Here is a 16,297-nt window from a genome sequence, read left to right as displayed (position 1 = left end):
CCCCGCACGGCCTGGAAGGCGCGCGCGGGAGGGCGTCTGACGCTGATCAAGCGCTGGCCCCGAAACCCGGGCCGGCGCCCCGCCGGGCCTTTACCAGCGATACGTCGCCGTGCCCACGACGGTACGCTGGTCGCCGTAGTAGCAGTTGCCATAGCCGCAGTTGGCGATGTAGGTCTTGTTGGTCAGGTTGCGGGCGTTCAGCGCCAGGGTCCAGTTCTTGATCTGGTAGCCGATCATCGCGTCGAACAGCAGGAACGACGGCACCTTGACCGGCGCGGCTTCGCCATCGCCGAAATTCGACCCGGTGTAGCGGGCGCCGATGCCGACCTTGACGGCGGATTCGAACCGGTAGTCCAGCCAGAGCGACGCGCGATGCTTGGGCACGGCGGTCGCCTGCTTGCCGACCTCTGCGGGGTTGCTGCTTTCGACCACATCGGCCTTCGGCGTCCAGGTATAGGCCGCGACGACATTCAAACGCGGTAGCGGCTGGAAGGCGGCCTCAAGCTCCAACCCGCGCACCAGCACTTCGCCCTTCTGGCTGGGCATCGATTGGCTGTCGTAGGTGATGTAGTTCTTGCGGCGCAGCTCGAAGATCGCGGCGCTGTAGCTGTCCGAGCGTCCGACCGGTTGATAGCGCACGCCGGCTTCGTATTGCTTGCCGGTTTCCGGCTTGAAGGGCGTGCCGCTGACCGGGTCGATGGTGACGGTGGGAGAAAACGATTCCGAATAGCTCAGGTACGGCGCCCAGCCTGCCGGATCCACGTAGACCAGGCCGGCGCGGCCGGTGAACTGATGGTCGGGAAAGCGCGTGGCGGTGCCGTCCTGGCGGTTGCGCATCTTGCCTGACACATCGTCGTACCGGCCGCCCAAGGTCAGCACCCATCGGTCGTTCCACTTGATCTGGTCTTGCAGGTACACACCGGTTTGCGCCACGGTGATGTCGGCATCCATCCAGGGCCGGGGCCGTTCGATGCCGCCGCGGCCATAGACGGGATCGTAGATGGAGAGCGGCGGCGCGTAGCCGCCATTGAAACTGACCTGGTCGATGGCCGTGCGCTGGTAATCCACGCCCAGCAGCAGCCGATGCTGCCAATCGCCGAAGCGCAGATCCGTCTGCGCCTGGTTGTCGATGGTGAAGCTGGAAATGTTCTCCTTGCTGCCGGATACGCTGCGGCGCAAGGTTTGGTAATTGGCCGGATCCGACGGGTTGTCGTTGACGGGCAGATACCCCAGCGACTGCACCGCCGCGTAGTCGACCCGCAGCTTGCCGTAGCGCGCGTTCTGGCGCAGGGTCACGGCGTCATTGACGCGATGTTCGAACAGATAGCCGACCATCCATTGTGTCTGGTCAAACGAGTCGTAGTCGGGTTCACCCACGAAAAGGTCACTGGGGATATGCGTGCCGGCAGGCGTGCGCACCAAAGATCCTGCCGCGGGGCGCGCCCGGGTGTAGGTGCCGCCGTCCTTGCGGCCATACTGTGACAGCAGCGTCAATGACGTATCCGCTGACGGCCGCCATGTCAGCGACGGTGCGATGTACAGGCGGTCGTTCGAGATGCCGTGTTCCGGCATCTCGGAATCCAGCCCCATCGCGGTGATGCGGTAGAGCCATTTGCCGTCTTCATCAACCGGGCCGGAGAAGTCGCCTGCCAGCTGGCGCCGCGCGTGGTCGCCCAACTGCGCCTGCAATTCATGCAGAGGCTCCTCGGTCGGCCGCTTGCTGACGACGTTGACCAGGCCGCCGGGGCCGGTCTGCCCGTACAGCACGGAAGAGGGCCCGCGCAGGATCTCGATCCGTTCGGCGCCGTAGTTCTCGGTCTGCCAGATTCCCCAGTTGCCGTTGTTGCGCAGTGGCATGCCATCCAGGTAGAAGCCCGGCGAGTAAGCGTCAAAGCCACGGATCGCGATCCAGTCGTACCGGGAGTCGGCGCCGTACGTCGTGATCGCCACGCCAGGCGTATAGCCCAGGGCATCCCTTAGCGTGGTGGCGCCTATGGCGCTGATGCGGTCGGCGGTGACCACGGAAATCGACTGCGGCGTTTCCAGGATCGCCGTGTCGGTCTTGGTGCCCGTGGCGCTGCGCTTGGCCACGTAGCCGGACACGGGACTCCACGCGGTTTCCGCGTTGGCGGTGACGTTGATCGGCGCCAGCGTCGTCACGGCCGACTGGGGCGCGCGGCGCACGGTCAGCGCGCCGCCGGGCAGGGTGACGGCCTCCAGGCCGGATCCCGCCGTGACGCGGCCAAGCGCGTCGTTCAACGTGTAGCTGCCGCTAAGCGCCGGCGCGTTGATATTGCGCACCATGGCCGGATCCACCGACAGCACGCGGTTGTTCTGCGCCGCGATGCGGTTCAGGGCGACCGCCAGCGGCCCGGCGGGAATCTCGTATTGCTGGCTGGTGGGCGCCGATTGCGCGAGGGCGGCAGGGGAAACCACGGCGACGGCGACCGCTAGGCCGGCCCGATACAAAGGATGCATGACGTACAACTCCGGGTTGCTGATTTCTCGAATTCCTACCCAGAGGTGTATCGGCGCCCAAAAACCGGACAACAAAATTGTAAAAACCGCGCGGCGCGGGCCTCAGGCCCGGTCCACCCACATCAGCAAGCCGCCGTAATGATCGATGCGCAGCGGCAAGGTCGCCGCCAGCGCGGCCCAGGCTTCATCGGGCCGATCCAGCGAGAACACGCCCTGCACCCGCAGCCGGCCCGCCGCGTCGGACACGTGCAGCGTGGCCCGCATGTAGGGGCGCAACGCCGAGGCGACTTCTTCCAGTGACGCGTCCAGCACGTCGATCCGGCCCGCCTCCCAGGCCGCCAGTGCGTTGGCAGGGGTGCCTTCCAGCCGGCGGATGCCAGCGGCGCCATAGGCTGCCGCCTGCCCCTGCGCCAGTTGCTCCGTCGCGCCGTTGCGCGTGCGTACCCGCACCGTATGCTCAAGCACGGCCGCCACGCTATGGTCGCTTTCCTTCTGCACCATGTAGCGGGTGCCCAGCGCCCACGCCGTGCCGTCGTCCGTGCTGACCCCGAACGGGCGGGCTTCATCCGGCGCCACCGCGGCGATCAACGCGCCGTGCAGTAATCGAACCCGCCGCACCGCGCTGGTGAATTCCAGCCGGATCCGGCTGTCCGCATTCAGCTGCAACTGGCTGCCGTCGTCCAGCGCAAGCGTGCGGCGTTCGGCGGTGCCGGTGACCAGGTCGCCGCGCTGTTGCCATTGCTGCGCACCCAACCAGCTAGCGCCCACGGCAACGCCCGTCAACGCCAGGGTCTTGCCCAGGAACAGGCGCCGTGACGGGCCCCGGACCAGCATGCCGCGCAACGCCGCGCCGGCGGAATCCGGCGTTTGGGTCGCGCCCAGCGCGCGCAGCGCTTGAAGCGGCCCCGCCACGCTTTCCTGCAGGGTGGTCCAGGCTTGGGCATGCGCGGGGTCCGCCTGCCGCCATTGCTGGAACCGAAGCTGTTCGGCCGCATCGGCGTCCCCGGCGGTCAGGCGCAGCATCCATTGCACGGCCTGGCGATCGATCTCGGGCGTCATGCGTGCCCCTCGCGGCGCACGCGCAGGCAACGTTCAAGCGCCATCGCCATGTGCCGCTGCACGGTTCGCGCCGACAAGCCCATGCGCCGGCCGATTTCGTCGTAGCTCAATCCGTCCAATTGGCTATAGAGAAACACGGCGCGCGCCGCGGGCGGCAGGCCATGCAGCACCGCATCCACCCGCATCAGCATTTCCACGCCCAGCGCGACGGCTTCGGGCGACGGCGCCATGTCGTCGGCATGCAGGGCCAGCCATTGCAGATACGCCTGTTCCAGTTCGCGGCGGCGCCAGAAATGGAACAGCAGCCGGCGGGCGATGGTGGAGAGGTACGCCTTGGGTTCGACAATCGAGGCCACGGGCTCGCGGCTGACGGCGGCCTGCAGAAACGTGTCGGACGCCAGATCTTCAGCGTCCGCCTGGTTGCGCAGCCGAAACCGCAGGCGATCCACCAGCCAAGGGCGATAGTTCACGTATAGGGAAGCCAGGGCGGAATGGGCGGAGTGCTTTCCCATGAACTGAAGATCTTAAAAAATAGGAATAAGTATCATTCAGTATATAGAAAAAGGCGGCCGGCAAATAGCAGGGATCACCCTCGGCCCGGCCCGGACGGCCGCAGGCGAGCGAGAGGGGGCGTCGTCGTGGATGCAGAGGGGGAAAAGGGCGGGGCGTCGGCGCGCGCGGCGTGCCCGCTACATGCGCGGGGCGGCCGGGGCCTTGCGATTGCCAAGGGTATTTGGCGGAAGCGGTGAGATTCGAACTCACGAACGGTTGCCCGTTGCCGGTTTTCAAGACCGGTGCAATCGACCACTCTGCCACGCTTCCGGGGTCTGCTGATGTGTCTTGCGAGCGCGTCGGGTCGACTTGCGCGCGCAGCACGGCGATTCGGCCGTCAGGCAAACATTCTGCCCGAACGGCAACGCGATATGCCGTAAAGGGCGCAATAATAATCCATTTGCTGCAAAGGAGGCACGCGATGCACGCTGTAGAAATCTCCCGCCCCGGCGGCCCCGAGGTCCTGGTCCCCGTAGAACGCTCCACGCCCGAAGCCGGCGCGGGTGAAGTTTTGATCAAAGTCAGCGCTGCGGGCATCAACCGCCCCGACGTATTCCAGCGCAAGGGCAACTACGCCCCTCCGCGTGGCGCCTCCGACCTGCCGGGTCTGGAAGTGGCCGGTGAAATCGTGGGTGGCGACCTGGCTGGCAGCGGCTTTGCCGTAGGCGACAAGGTCTGCGCCCTGGTGGCGGGCGGGGGTTACGCCGAATACTGCGTCGCGCCGGTGGCGCAATGCTTGCCCATCCCCAAAGGCCTGTCCGACATCGAAGCGGCCGGCTTGCCGGAAACGTATTTCACCGTCTGGAGCAACGTCTTCGACCGCGGCCGCCTGTCCGACGGCGAAATCCTGCTGGTGCATGGCGGCGCCAGCGGCATCGGCACCACGGCCATCCAGCTGGCCCGCGCGATGGGCAACAGGGTCTACGCGACGGTCGGCAGCGACGACCGCGCCCGCGCCGTCGAAGCGCTGGGCGCCGAAAAGGGCATCAACTACAAGACGCAGGACTTCGTGAAGGAAGTCATGGACGCCACCAGCGGGCGCGGCGTGGACGTCATTCTGGACATGGTGGCAGGCGACTATATCGCCCGCGACATGCAATGCCTGGCGGATGACGGCCGCATCGTGATCATCGCCCAACTGGGCGGCGCGCGCGCCGATGTGGACACGTCCCAGGTCATGCGCCGTCGCCTGACCATCACGGGGTCCACCCTGCGTCCCCGGTCGGTTGATTTCAAGGGCGCCATCGCGCGCGCCCTGCGCGAACACGCATGGCCCTTGCTGGAAAAAGGGGCCATCAAGCCGATCGTACACGCCACGTTCCCCCTGGCCGAGGCCTCCAAGGCGCACGCCATGATGGAAGGCGGCGAAAATATCGGCAAAATCATCCTGACAATGTAAGAAACGCGCGGCGTTCGGCGTATCGCCGCGCAACAGGATACAATCTCGGGTTTCGCCTGGAATTTTTTCCAGGCAGGCCCGTGGGCGGTCGTGTCATGCCCCGGGACTCACCCTCTCTGACAATTGCGCCATGACTTCAGTCGAAAACCGCGCCCGCCTCGTGTTGGGCAACTGGAAGATGCACGGCAACCTGGCCGAGAACGCCGCGTTGCTGACCGAGCTGCGCGCCGCGGATGCCGCGAGCCACTGCGACATCGGCATCTGTGTTCCGTTTCCTTATCTGGCGCAAGCCGGTTCGGCCCTGACCGGAAGCAACGTGTCCTGGGGCGCGCAAGATGTCAGCGCGCACGAAAAGGGTGCCTACACCGGCGAAGTCTCCGGTGCGATGCTGAAAGAATTCGGTTGCCGCTGGGCATTGGCCGGCCACTCCGAGCGCCGCGTGCTGCACGGTGAAACCGATGAAATCGTGGCCGCCAAGGCGCAAGCCGCGCTGGCCGCCGGCCTGACCCCCGTGGTCTGCGTGGGCGAGTCGCTGGCCGACCGCGAAGCCGGCAACACCCTGGCCGTCATCGAACGCCAGTTGAAGCCCGTGCTGGCGCTGGGCGCCGACGCCGTGTCGCGCATGGTCCTGGCCTACGAGCCCGTCTGGGCCATCGGCACTGGCCGTACCGCCAGCCCCGAGCAGGCGCAAGAAGTCCACGCCGCCATTCGCGCCGCCTTGCGCGCGCTGGGCGCGGCCCAGGTGCAGGTTTTGTACGGCGGCAGCGTCAAAGCTGCCAACGCCGCCAGTTTGTTCGCCATGACGGATATCGACGGAGCCCTGGTCGGCGGCGCGTCGCTTGTGGCTGAAGAATTTTTGCGTATTGCCGCCATCTAAGTTTCCGTTCCGGAGTCTGTAATGCCCTTGATGCTTAAACTTCTGCTGGCCGTCCAAGTTTTTTCGGCGCTGGCTATCATCGTTCTGGTCCTGCTGCAGCAGGGCAAGGGCGCCGACATGGGTTCCGCTTTCGGTAGCGGTTCGTCCGGCAGCCTGTTCGGTGCCACCGGCGCCGCCAACTTCCTGTCGCGCGCCACCAAGTGGGCCGCCGTGGTCTTCTTCGCGTCCACCGCCGGCCTGGCCTACGTCAGCCACAAGGGCACCAGCGGCCCGGCCGTGGACTCCGGCGTGATGCAGAGCTTCCCGTCGGACCGTTCCGTGCCCCAAGTGCCGGGCGCCGCGCCCGCCACTGGCGGTTCGTCGGTTCCGGGTGCCGCCTCGCCTGCGCCGGGTTCGGTGCCGGCAGCGCCTGCCGCCCCGGCCAAGCCTGATGCATCGGTGCCGTCGGTTCCGGCTACGCCTGCTGCACCGGCTGCGGGCCAGAAGCCGGCCGAAACGCCTGCCAAGTAAGTTCGGGCAGATCCAGAGGAAGGCCGGCGGATGCCGGCCTTTTTCTTTGGGGGGCGGATGCCGAGGATGGACGCGGCGGCAGGTGGAGTATTTGGGGCCGCTTCCGTCGTTCGTTCAATTCGTGCTAGAATGCTCGACTTTCTGGCAATGCCTATGGCGACGTCAGGAAATTGGTGAATGCCGACGTGGTGAAATTGGTAGACACGCTATCTTGAGGGGGTAGTGGCGAAAGCTGTGCGAGTTCGAGTCTCGCCGTCGGCACCAAGAATTCCTCGTAAAAAGCCCGCTGAAACGTTACGTTTCAGCGGGCTTTTTGCTTTGGTGCGGGGCTGTGGGGCGGGCGGTGCCGCATCCACGTATCGCGCTCATGACGGAACGCCGCGCTACTTCGGCCCCTTGTTGTTTCCCCGCGCGTACTTGCGCCAGTAGGCGAACTCGTCCTCGCGTACCTCGAGATCCAGTTCAGATACGCGCAGCTGCAGCCGCTCCTGCACGTCGGCGACCGCTCGGTTATATATCGTCGGGCCGATTTCCTCTAGAAAAAACCCAAGCAGCGCTCCCGCCGCGATATTGCCGATAGGCGCTTCCATGTGCTCGTCGAAATACCGTTGAATCGACGCGATGGCAGTGGCTCGGGTTTGTTTTTCCAATTCAATCGTCATGGGGATCTTGCGCCTTCTGGGAGGTTCCAATGATGGACCATACCGCGATACCGCCAAAGGCTATCAGAGTCCGGCTAGGGCGCTTTCGAAAGTCCGCATTTCGCCTGGGGTGAGGCCGACCACGTCGTTGCGTCCTGGCCGATCTGCCGGGCCAACGCAGCGATCAAGCGCTGCTGCGCTTGCACAAGCGCAGGATATCCGTCGCTGGCGGCTTCTTCAAAACGTCCGTGGCACACCAACCTGGCATTCCCGGGCTCGCGTGCGTCCCCCAGGGTCCAACCGGCCTCAAGTTGCACGCGCTTTCCAGGCCATGCATCCAACCGGCGAATCTGCAATTTCACCCTGATTACCTGCGCATCGCCCGGCCATGACAATCCGGTGACATCCTGGGTGCCCAGGTCATCGACCAGCTGCGCCGACAGGGCGTTACGTATCTCTTCGTCCAACGGCCCCAGCCACCGCTCGTCATCCAGGACGGCGAGCATGCCGCTGTCGTCTTGCCTCACAACGAGTTGGGGCTGATTCAGGTATTCCGGCACACTTACCGGCAGCACTTCGACGACGAAGCGCGCCGGGGCGCCCGGAGGTTGAATGGCCCCCTGGGGGGTTAGCAGCGTGTAATGGCGAACAGGCGCGGAAGCGGTGCAAGCCGCAAGCCCCAGTGCCATGGCAAGCAGGCAGAAGCGAATGGGTCGGATCATCGTTTTGGCGTCTCTATCGTGCTGGCGGGCGGTTCTCTGGGAGCCTCGAGTGTGGCGTGCTTAGGGCGGCCTCGCACCACCGCCTCGGGATACCGACTCAACAGGTCGGTCAACGTGCGGACCGAACGGGCGGCGCGTTGAATCTCCTGAAGGGTCTGGCCAACGCTCTGTCGCAACGTGGCATCTTCGGCAAGCATTCCATGCGCGGCGCCGATGGTTTGTTGCGCCTGACGCAGGGTCTGCGTGGCTTGCGGCAGAACCAGGGCATTCACCTGCGACAGCGCTTTATTGAGGTTGGCGAAGGAGGCGTCAAGATTGCGCGCGATGTTGTCCAGGGGCATCTTGTCGATCTTGCCCACGATGCTGGCTACCCGCTCCTGCAATTGATCGAAGCTGCCACTGACGGTCGGCAGCGTTATCGGACGATGTTGAGGATCAAAGGCGACCTTTGGCGTGTTGGGTATGAAGTCCAACGCGATGAACAGTTGGCCGGTCAGCAGGTTTCCCGTCCTGGCCTGAGCCCTCAGACCGTGCGCCACCATTTCTTGCAGCATGCGTACCAGCCGGTCTTCGTCGGTGCCGTCGAGCGCCGGCATTTTCTCCATGATGTCGCTCAGCCGCTGCGGAAACACCACAATGCCGACCCGGGATTGAAAGCGACGCTTCACCGGATCGTAATCTGGCTTGATGGAGACGACCTTACCCAGGTCCATGCCATCAAATTGCACGGGCGCGCCGACGGTCAGGCCCCGCAACGATTGTTCAAACACCAGGTAGGCGGTTTGCGCTGGCCCGTCGGGCGGGGCCAGCGCTGCCTGCTGATCCTTGGCCAATTCGTATGCGGCGTCCGCTGCCGCTGGCTCGCCGGATACGCCCGAAGACGTGCCGAACGAAACTCCTCCGGCCAGAATGGTGGCGATCGACTGGGTTTGCAGCTTGAACCCGTCCGCGCCCAGCGAGACATCGACACCACTGGCATTCCAGAAGCGAGTTTCCGTGGTGACAAAACGGTCGTAGGGCGCATTGACGAAGACCCGCAGCGCGACCGCTTTGCCATCCTCGCCCAACTGATATGACGCAACACGGCCGACTTGAATGCGTCGGTAATAGACGGGCGATCCGACGTCCAACGAGCCAAGATCTTCGGTATGCAGAACGAAAGATCGGCCGGGCGTGTCGCCGATGACCGTGGGCGGACTTTCCAAGCCGGTGTACTCCTTGCCGGGCTCCGTCGATTGCCCCCGATCGACGCCGATATATGCACCCGACAGGAGCGTGTCTACCCCGGAAACGCCGTCGATGCCGATGCGCGGGCGCACCACCCAAAATCGAGAGTCCTCGCGCGCCAGGCTCGCCGCATCTTTATCCAACGCCACCGTTGCAACCACACGGGAACCGTCTTCGTTGAGCCCGATCGTTGTTACCGTGCCTACGTTTACGTCCTTGTATTTCACAAGGGTCTTGCCCTCTTCCAGACCGGCGGCAGTACGAAACGTGATATTGATCACGGGGCCTTCCGTCATCCAGGTCTGCACCAGCATGGACAGGCCGACCAACACGGCGATGAGAGGGACCAGCCAGACGAGCGAGATCCGCCATTTCCTGCGTGGTATCACCGTAGGAGCGCCGGGCTCAGGAAGCGCCCTGGAAGAATCATTCATGCATCACCACCATTGATTTCACCATCCCAAATATGTCTGGGGTCGAACGACATGGCTGCAAGCATGGTGAAAATCACGACCATGCCGAAGAAAAGGATGCCGATGCGAGGCGATATATCGGTGAGACCTTGAAACTGCACCAGTGCCGCCACGACGGCCACCACCAGCACATCAAGCATCGACCAATACCCGACAAACTCCACCATGCGGTACAACTTGGCGCGCTCTCGCGTTGCCCATCGACTACGCCTTTGGGAGGTCGCGAGCAACAACCCCAGAATCAGGAATTTGGCGCAAGGGACCGCCACGCTCGCGATGAAAATCACCAGTGCGATGCCATAGGAGCCCGACGTCCAGAACTCCACCGCCCCTTCCATGATCGTGCTGCTGCTGCCTCTGCCCAGCAGGCTGGTGTGCATGACCGGCAATACATTGGCGGGGATGTAGCAGATAACGGCGGTCAGAAGCAGCGCCCAGGCGCGTGCAATACCGTTCGGACGCCGATGGTGGAGGGGCGAGCCACAGCGCGGGCAGGGAACGGCTCGCCCGGGCGTGTCCTGGTGTTCGCAAACCAGGCCGCATGTGTGGCAGCCCACGACTGATAAATCGCTTGCGAATGGCGGCTTGTTCATACCGCGCTTCTGCTCAGCACTTTCGGATCATGTTCGGTCTGGTCCCACAGAGAAGAGAGGTCTCGGTGGGCAATCACGGTAAGCAATACCATCAGGGCCGCAGTCGCCCAGACACCCGCGCCGAGGGTGACTTCCACAAGACTCACCAGCTTGATGATCGCCACGAGAATGCCGAGGATGCCGACTTCCACCATGCTCCAGGGCCGCAACCGCGCCAGCATCCGCAGGGCCGGGGCAAAGCCCGGCGCGCGTTGGCCCGCACGCGCGAAGATCAGCACCCACGACAGCAACGCGATCTGCGCAAGCGGCACCAGGATAATCACCAGCGCGGCAACTATCGCAAGAGGCGCAACGCTTCCTTGGGCCAGGGCCCATGCAAATTCCCACAACGTTGCTTCTCGGCGGGTTCCATTGAGGCTGATGCGCACGACTGGACAAACGTTCGCGATCAGAAACACGACTGCCGTTGTGAGGGTCAACGCCAACCACCGATTCACATCCCCCGGATTGGCGCGCTGGAGCACGGCCTCACATCGACGGCATCGCGCGACCTCGCCTGCCGCCAATGCGCAACGTTGGTAAACGCTGTCGCAGTGTTCACAGGCCACCAGGTGGGGGTAAACGTTCATGTGTTTGGCTGGATTACCGTGCGGTTGCATTGCGAAGGCCGCCAATGAAGACCGACCGCCGCGGATGGGTGCCTTTGACGCAGCCTGCGAGGCTACCGAAAATGCCGGGCCAGGGCTTGCCATTCGATGCCAAAGTGCGTCGATGAAGAGGGCGCAGACGCTGACGACGGCCTCGTATTGAGAGTAAGGTATGGGGTTAAGGCCTTGATTGCCCGGCACGTCGGCCTGTGCCCCAGCGGAACCAGAGCATGATGAAGACCCTTTGTTCAGTCGTGCGGCCCATCCTTGTCGCGGCCGCCTGCGCGTCGATTGCCGCCTGCGCGGACAATCCGCCGCGGCAAACCGACATGGATTATCGGAGCCGGCCATCTTCCACCACGCAGGGTGCGAAAGGCACCCCCGGATCCTCGGGTCAGCGCTTGACCATACAGTCCGGCGAGGGCGAAAGATTGAATCTGCCCTGGTTCATCGACGACACAAAGGACTGGATCAACAGCAACTGATCGTTGGCGTTGCGCCTCGTTGCCGCTGCAATAGTCGCGTTTAAAAAAATCCCGCCGAGACGCGATGTCTCGGCGGGATTTTTACGTTAAGCGCCCGGCCTGATCAGCCTGCCGTGGCGGGCACCGGCGTGTTCAGCAACTGCTGTTCCCACAGATAAGCGATGCCGCTACCCGCGGCATGCTGAACGAGTATGTCGGTCAGCCCGGGGGCGGTTTCCGTGCGGGCCCAGTCGCGTTGCCACTCGGCGGCCAGGGCCATCCAGGTCATCAGGTTCACCCCAGCGGCCGCCATGCGCTGCAGCGCGACTTCGTGCGACTCGACCGACACCCCACCCGATGCATCGGTGATGACCGTCACATCCCATCCTTCGCCCGCCGCCTGGATTGCCGGCATCGCAACGCAGACCTCGGTCCAGAGACCGGCGATGACCAGGTGCTTGCGGCCCGTGGCCTTGGCCGCATCGACCACTTTTTTGTCTTGCCAGGTGTTGATGAGCGTGCGGTCAATGACCTCTTGGCCCGGAAACACATCAGTGATTTGGGGAAAGATGTAGCCGCCACGATCCGCGATCACGCTCGTCAAAATCGTGGGCACGCCGAAGACCTTTGCCGCCTTCGCCAACGCCGTCGAATTGTTGACCACGGCATGCGGATCGTGGCTGTTCAGGTTGGTCAGTTGAAAAGGTTGGTGGTCGATGAGAACGAGTACCGAATCCTCAGGACGTAGAAGCGAATCGAGGCCATTACGAAAAGTCATTAGTGATCCCTGGTTTGCTGTGTTTTGCGGAAATTGCATTGCGAGTTGCATTGCAAAGCCTTTCCAGAAAGCGTGCGCTTGTGGCGACGCCGACCAGATTCAACATTATGTTTTCGTCGATCTCGATGCGGTAGTTCCGTTCCGGGGCAAGCTGTGTCGCACGATCAGGAACGCCATCTTGTCTTGCACGCCATGCCGATTCGATGCCTGCCCCGGTAGTGCTATTCTGCGGCGAACTGCGTTGCGAAAATGGGGAGCCACGCAAATTGGATATCGAAGAACTTCAAACATTCATCGAAGTGGCGGACGCGGGCGGCGTGTCACCCGCAGCGCTCCGGCTTGGCGTTTCCAAGTCGATCGTCAGCCGTCGATTGCTGCGGTTGGAAGCAGAGCTGGGCATCCAGTTGCTTGCACGCACCACGCGTGGCGCAGCGCTTACCGAGGCCGGGGCGATTTTCCGCGACCATGCGGTCAGAGCCTGCGCCGAAATCGACATGGCCCGGGAAACGATCGTGCCCGCCGGTGAGCTACGTGGCCGCTTGCGTATTGCCGTGCCCGTGTCGTTCGGCCTGACGCATTTCGCGCCCGTGGTCGCGGAGTTGGCGCGACGCCACCCGCAACTTCATGTGCAGACTTGCTATAGCGATCGCTTCGTCGACCTTATCGCCGAGGGGTACGACTGCGCGATACGGGTGGGCTATCTTCAGGACTCCAGCCTGATCGCAAGACGCGTTGGCCCCATCCACGGCAAGCTGCTGGCCAGCCCGGACTACATCAAGGCGCACGGGGCGCCCGAAACGCCCGAGCAACTCGTTGGGTTCGAGGCTCTCATGCAGGGCACCGAAACCTGGCAGTTCATGGATGGCGACAAGATCATCACGGTCCGCCCACAGGGACGCTTCAAGGCAGACAATGGCGCAGCCTTGGTGGCCGCCGCGACGGCAGGACTCGGGATTGCCTATCTGCCCGACTGCCTGACCCACGACGATGTGGCCGCCGGCGCACTCGTGCCTATCATGACCCGCTATCCCCCGCCGCCGGCCGGCGCCTACGTGATCCGCCCGCCAGGCCAGCATCCCGCACGAAAGATACGGGTCCTGACGGAATTGTTGATCGAACATTTCGGGCAGTCACCGCATTTCGCGGGGACCGACGCGGGTTGATGTGGGTTGACGCGGGTGTCGAGCATGGCGGCGATCAGGCCGGCTTCGTTGTGCTCAAACCGTGAAGCGAAAAAAATCCCGCCGACGCGGGACGTCTCAGCGGGATGTTTGCTTGGGCATTGCCACCGGCCATGCCAGCCATTCAGCAATACGAATTACGCGCCAGCCAACATATACCGCGCCGACACCGCAAGAATTCGCTGCGCCGACTCATTCAGCATCTTGGCTTCACGATGGGCTTTCACTGAATACACCGCGTCATAGCGGCGGCCACTGCGCGGGCCGGCAAGCAGTGCCGGGCGGCGGGTCAAAATGGGGGAGATCAAGCGTTGCATGTCGGAGCATTCCTGCGGGCACCGGGCCCAGTAGATGCCAGGCATCGTAAGCCGGCTTTCCGCCCGGGCCAACGAATTACCATTCATATGAATATCCAGGGCTGGCCCGGTCCAGACCGGGTTCCCCCCAAGCATCTCGTCGACGAGTATGCCCGGCGTATGTGACAGTCATATGCCAGCCTTGACCCCGACTGCCTCAGGCCCCCTTCAACCTGGAAGGCACGTCCTCCGTATCGCTGCACACCGCCAGCACTTCGGCCGGCTTGCGGCTTAGCGACAGGTACACGTGCCCGATACTGCTATCGAAGTAGGCCGATTCCAGCTTGCCCAGCACCACGCTATCGCCATTCTCGAATTGGATCCTGACCTTTCCCGATAGCACCACCACGAATTCCTGGCCGGGGTGGCGGATGTAGTCCTCGAACTCCACGACCTTGCGCGAGTCGATCAGCGCGACCATCGGCAGCATTTTCTTGCCGGGGTATTCGCCCATCAGCAGGCGGTAGTGATAGTTTTCGGTGATGTAGTCGCGGGCGTCGCTGAGCTTGTTCTTGACGTAAGTGGGGGCGACGGCGGCCTGGGAGGCGTCGCGCAGCATGAACATGCGGGTCATGTCGATGTCCAGCGCGCGGGCCAGGGCGGCAAACTTCTCGTAGCTGAGGGCGATCTGCCCGAGTTCGGCCTTTGACAGGGTCGATACCGCGATGCCGCTGGCCCGTGACAGCGCCTGCAAGGTCATTTTTCTGGCTTTGCGCTCCGCGCGCAGGCGGGCGCCCATCTCTTCCTTGCCCACGATCTCGGGCGGGGACGTATTGCCGGGTAGGGCCATGTAGCGGTCTGGCATCAAGGGGTTGAGGGCTGGGCAGGGCCCGCAAGCCCTGCCGCGTCTACGCCGGATTGTAAAGGGTGGGCGGGTTCAGGCGGCGGTCCGGTTCAGGACACGGCCGGCATGCTGGCCGGTGAAGGCCTGATCTTCCCAGACAGGAGCGCCGTTGACATAGACCGAGTGGATGCCGGCGGCGCGTTCGGTGGGGCGTTCGAAGGTGGCGGCGTCGGCGACGGTGGCGGGGTCGAAGACCACCAGGTCGGCGAAGTACCCGGGCTGCACCTGGCCGCGTTCGGCCAGGCCGAACTTGGCGGCGGTCAGGCCGGTCATTTTCCAGACGGCGGTCTCCAGCGGGAACAGGCCCAGGTCGCGGGAGTAGTGGCCGAGCACGCGGGGGAAGGTGCCCCACAGGCGGGGGTGCGGGCGTTCGTCGTGGGGCAGGCCATCCGAGCCGATCATGGTGGGGCCGAATTTCAGGATGCGCTGGACGTCTGGCTCGTCCATCATGAAGTAGATGGCGCCTGCGGGTTGCAGGTCCGGCACGACGTCGTACTTGGATTTTCCGCGTTCAGCGGCGACCTCGTCCAGGTCGCGCCCGCTGAGTTCGGGGAACGGCTTGCACCAGGTGATGATGGTGCGGCCGGCCAAGAGCACCCGGTCTTGCTTGAGCATGGTGGAGCCGGCCACATAGGGGTAGGCGTCCAGCGAGACGTCTTGCCTGGCCATGGCGGCTTCGATCAAGGGCAGGGTTTCCTGGGAACGGCCGAAGTTGGGCTGGCCCATGACCTTGTGATGCGAGATCACGACGGGCACGTCGAGCTCGCGGCCGATGCGGAAGGTCTCTTCCAGCGCTTCGACGATGTGTTCGCCTTCGTCGCGCATGTGGGTGGCGTAGATGCCGCCGTGGGTGTTCAGCGGCCGGCAGACTTCGATGATTTCTTCGGTGGTGGCGCGGGCGGCGGGCGGGTAGAACGTGCCGGTCGAAATGCCGATGGCGCCGCTGGCCAGGGCGTCGTCGGCCAGCGTCTGCATGGCCTGCACTTCGTCGGGGGTGGCTTCGCGTTGCAGGTCGGGCATGACGGCGGCGCGCAGCGTGGAATGGCCAACCATGCAGGCGGCGTTGACGGCGGCGGGCGTGGCGCGCAGGGCGTCCAGGTAGTCGGAGAAGCGTGCGAAGCGGTACGAACCGCCTTCGTCCAGCAAGTCCAGCGGGGCGGGCGGGCTGGCGTGGGCCAGCGGCGCCAGGCTGATGCCGCAGTTGCCGGTGACGACGGTGGTGACGCCCTGCGAGATCTTGGGCGTCATGTCGCGGTGCTTGAGCAGGTAGTTGTCGTCGTGCGTGTGCGAGTCGATGAAGCCGGGCGCGACCACTTTGCCGCTGACGTCGATCCGGCGGCGCGCGGCGCTGGCGGACAGGTCGCCTACCGCGGCGATGCGGTCGCCGCGGACGCCGACATCGGCGCGTTGGCCCGGGGTGTTGGCGCCGTCGATGACGGTGCCGCCAGCAAGGATGTAGTCGAACGGGGTGGCGTCGGGCTGTGACATGCGGATCT

Annotated in this window: 17 protein-coding genes and 2 tRNA genes; 6 read left to right on the top strand and 13 right to left on the bottom strand. The window is 64.2% G+C overall.

The window, feature by feature from the left end; translation table 11 throughout:
• Positions 1 to 90: 90 nt before the first annotated feature.
• The 4 genes from CQ050_RS02535 to CQ050_RS02520 all read right to left on the bottom strand — a co-directional run bounded on the left by CQ050_RS02535 (position 91) and on the right by CQ050_RS02520 (position 4,359).
• Positions 91 to 2,478: a TonB-dependent siderophore receptor gene (locus tag CQ050_RS02535; protein WP_105555249.1), complete on the bottom strand. Its 2,388-nt coding sequence runs from the start codon at positions 2,476 to 2,478 to the stop codon at positions 91 to 93.
• Between the two features lie 102 nt (positions 2,479 to 2,580).
• A complete protein-coding gene (locus CQ050_RS02530; protein ID WP_105555248.1) occupies positions 2,581 to 3,537 on the bottom strand; it encodes a FecR domain-containing protein in 957 nt (318 codons plus the stop codon).
• Positions 3,534 to 4,049 carry a sigma-70 family RNA polymerase sigma factor gene (locus CQ050_RS02525; protein WP_105555247.1) on the bottom strand — a complete coding sequence of 172 codons (516 nt, stop codon included), beginning with the start codon at positions 4,047 to 4,049 and terminating at the stop codon, positions 3,534 to 3,536. Before CQ050_RS02525 ends, CQ050_RS02530 begins: the two co-directional genes overlap by 4 nt.
• A gap of 222 nt (positions 4,050 to 4,271) precedes the next feature.
• Positions 4,272 to 4,359 (bottom strand) — tRNA-Ser (locus CQ050_RS02520).
• 151 nt (positions 4,360 to 4,510) lie between these two features.
• Between CQ050_RS02520 and CQ050_RS02515 the strand changes: the two genes are divergently transcribed.
• The 4 genes from CQ050_RS02515 to CQ050_RS02500 all read left to right on the top strand — a co-directional run bounded on the left by CQ050_RS02515 (position 4,511) and on the right by CQ050_RS02500 (position 7,139).
• Positions 4,511 to 5,488 (top strand): NAD(P)H-quinone oxidoreductase, encoded by a 978-nt coding sequence (locus CQ050_RS02515; RefSeq protein ID WP_105555246.1) that lies wholly within the window; start codon positions 4,511 to 4,513, stop codon positions 5,486 to 5,488.
• A 130-nt stretch (positions 5,489 to 5,618) separates the two neighbouring features.
• Positions 5,619 to 6,365 carry a triose-phosphate isomerase gene (tpiA, locus tag CQ050_RS02510; RefSeq protein WP_105555245.1) on the top strand — a complete coding sequence of 249 codons (747 nt, stop codon included), beginning with the start codon at positions 5,619 to 5,621 and terminating at the stop codon, positions 6,363 to 6,365.
• A gap of 21 nt (positions 6,366 to 6,386) precedes the next feature.
• Positions 6,387 to 6,875 (top strand): preprotein translocase subunit SecG, encoded by a 489-nt coding sequence (secG, locus tag CQ050_RS02505; protein ID WP_105555244.1) that lies wholly within the window; start codon positions 6,387 to 6,389, stop codon positions 6,873 to 6,875.
• A gap of 179 nt (positions 6,876 to 7,054) precedes the next feature.
• A tRNA-Leu gene (locus CQ050_RS02500) sits at positions 7,055 to 7,139 on the top strand.
• Between the two features lie 119 nt (positions 7,140 to 7,258).
• On the opposite strand, the gene CQ050_RS02495 is transcribed toward CQ050_RS02500, so the two are convergent.
• From CQ050_RS02495 to CQ050_RS02475, 5 genes are all read right to left on the bottom strand, one after another.
• The gene (locus CQ050_RS02495; RefSeq protein ID WP_105555243.1) at positions 7,259 to 7,537 is read right to left on the bottom strand and encodes a DUF2164 domain-containing protein; all 279 of its coding nucleotides are present in this window, start codon (positions 7,535 to 7,537) and stop codon (positions 7,259 to 7,261) included.
• Positions 7,538 to 7,611: 74 nt separating this feature from the next.
• Positions 7,612 to 8,238, bottom strand: a complete 627-nt coding sequence (locus tag CQ050_RS02490; protein WP_105555242.1) for a membrane integrity-associated transporter subunit PqiC — start codon at positions 8,236 to 8,238, stop codon at positions 7,612 to 7,614.
• Positions 8,235 to 9,899 (bottom strand): intermembrane transport protein PqiB, encoded by a 1,665-nt coding sequence (locus CQ050_RS02485; protein WP_105555241.1) that lies wholly within the window; start codon positions 9,897 to 9,899, stop codon positions 8,235 to 8,237. Before CQ050_RS02485 ends, CQ050_RS02490 begins: the two co-directional genes overlap by 4 nt.
• Complete coding sequence (locus CQ050_RS02480; RefSeq protein ID WP_105555240.1) at positions 9,896 to 10,531, bottom strand: paraquat-inducible protein A; 636 nt, start codon at positions 10,529 to 10,531, stop codon at positions 9,896 to 9,898. Before CQ050_RS02480 ends, CQ050_RS02485 begins: the two co-directional genes overlap by 4 nt.
• Positions 10,528 to 11,160 (bottom strand): paraquat-inducible protein A, encoded by a 633-nt coding sequence (locus CQ050_RS02475; RefSeq protein ID WP_105555239.1) that lies wholly within the window; start codon positions 11,158 to 11,160, stop codon positions 10,528 to 10,530. The genes CQ050_RS02480 and CQ050_RS02475 overlap by 4 nt, the downstream gene beginning before the upstream one ends.
• Positions 11,161 to 11,411: 251 nt before the next feature.
• Here CQ050_RS02475 and CQ050_RS02470 point away from each other — a divergent pair, with 251 nt between their 5' ends.
• On the top strand, positions 11,412 to 11,663 hold the full coding sequence (locus CQ050_RS02470; RefSeq protein WP_105555567.1) for a hypothetical protein: 252 nt from the start codon (positions 11,412 to 11,414) through the stop codon (positions 11,661 to 11,663).
• 103 nt (positions 11,664 to 11,766) lie between these two features.
• Here CQ050_RS02470 and CQ050_RS02465 read toward each other — a convergent pair whose 3' ends face one another.
• On the bottom strand, positions 11,767 to 12,420 hold the full coding sequence (locus CQ050_RS02465) for a hydrolase (protein ID WP_105555238.1): 654 nt from the start codon (positions 12,418 to 12,420) through the stop codon (positions 11,767 to 11,769).
• 266 nt (positions 12,421 to 12,686) lie between these two features.
• On the opposite strand from CQ050_RS02465, the gene CQ050_RS02460 reads away from it, so the two are divergent.
• Positions 12,687 to 13,583, top strand: a complete 897-nt coding sequence (locus CQ050_RS02460) for a LysR family transcriptional regulator (protein ID WP_105555237.1) — start codon at positions 12,687 to 12,689, stop codon at positions 13,581 to 13,583.
• A gap of 155 nt (positions 13,584 to 13,738) precedes the next feature.
• Here CQ050_RS02460 and CQ050_RS02455 read toward each other — a convergent pair whose 3' ends face one another.
• The 3 genes from CQ050_RS02455 to CQ050_RS02445 all read right to left on the bottom strand — a co-directional run bounded on the left by CQ050_RS02455 (position 13,739) and on the right by CQ050_RS02445 (position 16,289).
• Complete coding sequence (locus CQ050_RS02455; protein WP_105555566.1) at positions 13,739 to 13,918, bottom strand: hypothetical protein; 180 nt, start codon at positions 13,916 to 13,918, stop codon at positions 13,739 to 13,741.
• Positions 13,919 to 14,114: 196 nt separating this feature from the next.
• The gene (locus CQ050_RS02450; RefSeq protein WP_105555565.1) at positions 14,115 to 14,747 is read right to left on the bottom strand and encodes a helix-turn-helix domain-containing protein; all 633 of its coding nucleotides are present in this window, start codon (positions 14,745 to 14,747) and stop codon (positions 14,115 to 14,117) included.
• Positions 14,748 to 14,834: 87 nt separating this feature from the next.
• Complete coding sequence (locus tag CQ050_RS02445; protein ID WP_105555236.1) at positions 14,835 to 16,289, bottom strand: amidohydrolase family protein; 1,455 nt, start codon at positions 16,287 to 16,289, stop codon at positions 14,835 to 14,837.
• Positions 16,290 to 16,297: the final 8 nt, after the last annotated feature.

The sequence above is a fragment of the Achromobacter sp. MYb9 genome (assembly GCF_002975275.1).
Classification (GTDB): Bacteria; Pseudomonadota; Gammaproteobacteria; order Burkholderiales; family Burkholderiaceae_B; genus Achromobacter.
The sequence above is the reverse complement of the archived record's forward strand: the minus strand, read 5'-3'. Positions and strand labels throughout refer to the sequence as shown.

What these genes read in the sequence shown, in the direction of transcription:
- CQ050_RS02535 (WP_105555249.1), bottom strand. Translation starts at nt 2,478, where the DNA reads ATGCATCCTTTGTATCGGGCCGGCCTAGCGGTCGCCGTCGCCGTGGTT.
- CQ050_RS02515 (WP_105555246.1), top strand. Translation starts at nt 4,511, where the DNA reads ATGCACGCTGTAGAAATCTCCCGCCCCGGCGGCCCCGAGGTCCTGGTC.
- secG (WP_105555244.1), top strand. Translation starts at nt 6,387, where the DNA reads ATGCCCTTGATGCTTAAACTTCTGCTGGCCGTCCAAGTTTTTTCGGCG.
- CQ050_RS02455 (WP_105555566.1), bottom strand. Translation starts at nt 13,918, where the DNA reads ATGCAACGCTTGATCTCCCCCATTTTGACCCGCCGCCCGGCACTGCTT.
- CQ050_RS02490 (WP_105555242.1), bottom strand. Translation starts at nt 8,238, where the DNA reads ATGATCCGACCCATTCGCTTCTGCCTGCTTGCCATGGCACTGGGGCTT.
- CQ050_RS02450 (WP_105555565.1), bottom strand. Translation starts at nt 14,747, where the DNA reads ATGGCCCTACCCGGCAATACGTCCCCGCCCGAGATCGTGGGCAAGGAA.
- CQ050_RS02525 (WP_105555247.1), bottom strand. Translation starts at nt 4,049, where the DNA reads ATGGGAAAGCACTCCGCCCATTCCGCCCTGGCTTCCCTATACGTGAAC.
- tpiA (WP_105555245.1), top strand. Translation starts at nt 5,619, where the DNA reads ATGACTTCAGTCGAAAACCGCGCCCGCCTCGTGTTGGGCAACTGGAAG.
- CQ050_RS02495 (WP_105555243.1), bottom strand. Translation starts at nt 7,537, where the DNA reads ATGACGATTGAATTGGAAAAACAAACCCGAGCCACTGCCATCGCGTCG.
- CQ050_RS02470 (WP_105555567.1), top strand. Translation starts at nt 11,412, where the DNA reads ATGAAGACCCTTTGTTCAGTCGTGCGGCCCATCCTTGTCGCGGCCGCC.
- CQ050_RS02475 (WP_105555239.1), bottom strand. Translation starts at nt 11,160, where the DNA reads ATGAACGTTTACCCCCACCTGGTGGCCTGTGAACACTGCGACAGCGTT.
- CQ050_RS02485 (WP_105555241.1), bottom strand. Translation starts at nt 9,899, where the DNA reads ATGAATGATTCTTCCAGGGCGCTTCCTGAGCCCGGCGCTCCTACGGTG.
- CQ050_RS02465 (WP_105555238.1), bottom strand. Translation starts at nt 12,420, where the DNA reads ATGACTTTTCGTAATGGCCTCGATTCGCTTCTACGTCCTGAGGATTCG.
- CQ050_RS02530 (WP_105555248.1), bottom strand. Translation starts at nt 3,537, where the DNA reads ATGACGCCCGAGATCGATCGCCAGGCCGTGCAATGGATGCTGCGCCTG.
- CQ050_RS02445 (WP_105555236.1), bottom strand. Translation starts at nt 16,289, where the DNA reads ATGTCACAGCCCGACGCCACCCCGTTCGACTACATCCTTGCTGGCGGC.
- CQ050_RS02480 (WP_105555240.1), bottom strand. Translation starts at nt 10,531, where the DNA reads ATGAACAAGCCGCCATTCGCAAGCGATTTATCAGTCGTGGGCTGCCAC.